General features: G+C 65.0%; 3 protein-coding genes. 1 reads left to right on the top strand and 2 read right to left on the bottom strand.

The features are described from left to right. Positions 1-103: 103 nt before the first annotated feature. Positions 104-340, bottom strand: coding sequence for a hypothetical protein (locus ACPYOM_RS21165; protein WP_481347463.1), 237 nt, complete (start codon positions 338-340; stop codon positions 104-106). A gap of 732 nt (positions 341-1,072) precedes the next feature. Here ACPYOM_RS21165 and ACPYOM_RS21160 point away from each other — a divergent pair. After that, complete coding sequence (locus tag ACPYOM_RS21160) at positions 1,073-1,930, top strand: hypothetical protein (protein WP_481347462.1); 858 nt, start codon at positions 1,073-1,075, stop codon at positions 1,928-1,930. A gap of 482 nt (positions 1,931-2,412) precedes the next feature. Here the strand turns inward: ACPYOM_RS21160 and ACPYOM_RS21155 are convergent. Next, on the bottom strand, positions 2,413-3,982 hold a 1,570-nt coding region (locus tag ACPYOM_RS21155; RefSeq protein WP_481347461.1), incomplete at its 5' end, for an SIR2 family protein.

Below are 3,982 nucleotides of genomic sequence, written 5' to 3'. Positions count from 1 at the left end.
GTGTGGGACTGACTGCCTAGTTGCGGACGAAGCACCGGAGTCCCGGGCTGTGGATGGAGTCGTCGAGCCGAGGTCTGTTCACGCCGGCCCGGGTACTGCTCGGTCATCGCGCCTGTTTGCCCCCGCGCGGAAACCGTGCGCCCTTCCTGGTCAGCATCGATGTGGTCTGGTCAACCAAGGTGTCGACCGAAGTTGGCCCAAAGACCATCGCGGGGTGGCGTAGCGCGAACTGGAGAAGGTTCGATGAAATCACGCGGTTCCAATAGCGCTCAGCATCAACCAGATCCGTATCGACGAGGGGGTTGTCCAGACTGACATCTGGCTCGCCCTCGACGATCATGTCGATGACCCACTCCTCCCCTCTCCGAAGCAGGGTTGGACCTAAGTCCAGTGTCATGCCGTCCCCGTCGCCGCTCAAGGAGAGCGGTGGCACTGCCTCGACCGATTCGCTAACGGGCACGAGCGGCGCCCCGGCTTGATCCTGAGAGGTCGAAGTGCGTCGAACCGGTCGCTAGAGATGTCGATGGGACCCACGTTTCGGAAGAGGACCGTAAGCATGTGGGGCTGTGTCAGCGCCCTTCCCTTGTAGTGCACGCTGAAGTCGGATAAAGCGGATCCTGCCACGTCCCCAGAGGGCGCCAGAGCGGTAACCCGCACATCAAACAGCAGCCGAGGACGACGCGTACCCCAGCGTCGAGCCCCCCATAGCGCTGTAAGCAGGGCGACAATAGCGATCGCGATGCTGATGACTTCTGTAGACGGTGGCCACGACATGAGCGGAAGTGTGCCTGATGGAGGCGGAGAACCGCGCGAATCGGTCGATTCCGGCGCAGGGCACGCGACTGGAGAGCCACCAGCCGCTGTACCTTTCCAGCGAGCGGCGGGATTCGAACTCGCGTATCAGCGTGGAAAGTCCGCCGACGCGAAGTCCGAGGCGGCATCGTGCTTGGCTAACAAGCCCGTGACTGCCCGCTCCAGTCCGGCGCCACCGGTTCGCTGTTGCACGTTCGTTGCACGGTGTGCCGCGCCTGTTGACGTGGTTCGCTGGCTTTGCCCGGGTAGCCTGCGCCGCATGGGCCAGAGGCATGCAGGCAGGGGAGCTTTGTGGGGCGCCGGAACCCTTCTTGTCGGCGGGGTGGCAGCCTTCATCTTGATCATTGCCTGGCGCGGACCTAGCGACACCGTCGGTGACGCGCTGGCGCCAGCTGCCCAAACTCTCCTTGCGGCTGTCGTTGCAGCATTCGGCCTGAGCCAAATCTCCATCGCGCAGAAGAGCGTCGAAGTCACCGAAGATCAAAATCGGATCATGCGCGAGGCCGCGCGCGACGCGACAGCGGAGGCGGAGCAGCGAACACGCGAGGCTGGTGAGGCACTCCTGCTTGCGAAGACCGAACGCCTTGACGCGTTTGCTCCGAAGGTGGCCCTTGTGGGGCGCGCGAGCTTCGCCGCGTGGCAGATTGAGGCCCTTTTTGAGGGGTCAGGTGAAGTCACGGAGAAGGTCGTACTTGGCGATGTCGAAGCCCAGTCACGGCACTATCGATACTCCGCCGTCGTAACGCTCAAGAGTTTTGACGAATCGCCCGTCAGGTGGGAGTCGACGCCACGGAGGGTGGGCGAGCCGTCCCGAGGGGTGCTCCTGCCGGGTGAGGAGCAACACTTCTATGTGGATGAGACCTATCCAATTGCGGTCTGGCACGAGCGATTTGAAATGTTCGTGGCCCAGAGCGAAGAGGAACGAGGAGGACGTGGGCTCTACAGGCAGAGTGTCACCGTTAGTGGCGCCTCCAACCTTGTCCGGGACACACACACCGTCGCTCTCTTTCCGCCGCCCTTGAGACGTGAGGGCGCTTACTACGTGCTGCAACCCGGACAACCGCACGTGGAGCCACTCGGCGACGTCGAGCGCGCTTACGATCCAAACCACCTCTAGGGGTCCTGTCCCTGCTCAGGAATGTCACCGCTTGATCAGGGAGAGCCACCGAACCCACAGCGGAGCACACGAGCCCGACGGAGCGGCCGGGTCCACGGTGGCCGGAGGCCATCACGCAGTGACGCGCAGCGCCGTGGACGCGGCCCGGAGTCGGGCGGATGATCAAGCGCCGGGTCGGCGGCTCGAAGGTCAGTTGGCTGGGGAGTGATCACGGCTTGGCCCTGGTGTCCCGGCTGGTGGCCGGTGAGTGGTGGGGGTGCGCGTAGGCGCGAAGCGCCGGAGCGCGGGGTTCCCTGCCGTGAGCCGGCCTGAGCCGGCCCGGTGGCGCGGCGGAGCCGCGCCCTTGATTCCCTAGAGCCGTGCCCAGCAACGCGACTGGCACAGGCAAACGGGGCGCTCACAAGCGCAGAGGCCAGGCGCCGTCGGGTGATGTGCGGCAGAGCGGCGCTTAGCGGGACGTGCATGAATGCGTACAGCCGGTTCTACCAACCGCGGCCGCGCTGCCGGACGTATTCAACCGTGTCTGCCGCAGCCTTTGAGGCCCGTTCGACGTCCCCGTCAAACGCGGCGAGCATCGGCCACTCCTCATCGATCTCGTGAGCGATCTGAGCAGCCAGTCCGTTCCCGTCTCGGTCGGATCGACTGTCCAAGATGAACTCCCCCATCCACGGCACGTGGCGTGATGGCGTCCGGGCGGGATCGCAAGCGACGTAAGACGCCAAGCATTCCAAGCGGTCGCAGGCCGCCGCGTAGGCGTCGTCGTCGGGCAGTTGCGTCCTCAGAGGCTCACGGCCGTCTAGGCGCAGCAACCGGCTCGCGGGATACAGGTACCGCGTGGATTGGCCCCACCTCGGCATGCCGTTGAGCCAATTGGGTTCCAGCAACCAGATGGGCCGCAGTACGTCGGCGGCGGGGCGCGGGGTGCGGTCATTGAACTGAGGGCGCCACGTCGGTTTAGTTAGCAGCTTTGCGAGGAAGTGCTCACGCTCCGACGCGATAGCCGCGATACCTGCGACCCACGTGGCGAGGAGCGCAGGGTAGTGACGGTAGGCGTCGAGGTACTCGTTGAAGGTTCCATCGATCCGCCCGCGGGCCGTCAGCAGCCGCTGAATGGCGTTAAGCCATACGCGATCGTGGGCTCCATCGTCGTGAAACACTCCGGTCGCGAGCAGGTGCAACAGGATGTCGCTCTCGCTGCGCATCGACGCTAGGGCGGTGTCGTAGGCCGGTGGCACATCCTGAGGGATGTAGACAGGGAACCGACCCTGGTCGGCGACGTGATTGACGATCCTGTCCGCCTCATCTTGGGCCATGTCCGTGACCTCGATCCGCCGCACCGGGTCGTGCAGGACGCGCTTTAACCGAGCCACCGCCATGTCGCGTGTCAAGGGTGGCGCGGTGAGCGTGTCGAGGGATTCGAGGCGTGCCGCAAGGTCGGTGAACAGCTCGTCGGCGGGCACGTTTCCGATGACGGCTCCGTCGTGCTGGGCAACGAGCCGGGAGGCCCTCTCGGAAGGCCGAGAGTATGCAGCCCAAAAGAAGGGGTAGCGGCGGGTGGCGCGCCGCTCCAGCGCGGCCACCAGAGCGTGATCCCAGTCGGCCGACCAGCCCGACACGATTAGCCCGTAGTCGTCGAATGCCGTGTCGAGCAGCTTGTCGTAGGCTTCCGGGTAGGTCGACAACTCGTCGACGGTGTTTCGCTGCTCTAGATCGAGGTAGTCACCGTGCAACTTCACGATTGTGACCCTCGAGTGCGCGAGCGGAGTCGCCGCGTGCACCTGCTGAGGCGTGTGGATCACCTGGGGCGAGATGCCGACATCGTCCAATGCTCTCTCCATGAGCCGGTCGAAGTTCGTCGTCAGGATGACGCGCACCGCTCCGCGTGCCACTAGCGATGCGATCGCACGGTGGGCAGCCGTCGGCCGCTTCATTCCCGACTCTTGGTCCGCCTCGGATGGCTCGAAGTACCCGGCGAGCAGTGCTTGGCGAGCCGCCGACGTCGCCGCGAGCGAACGCAGCACGTTGGAGTATCCGAGTGGCTGGCCGTCACCG

This window comes from Monashia sp. HAY1-2A (assembly GCF_056755315.1).
The sequence above is the reverse complement of the archived record's forward strand: the minus strand, read 5'-3'. Positions and strand labels throughout refer to the sequence as shown.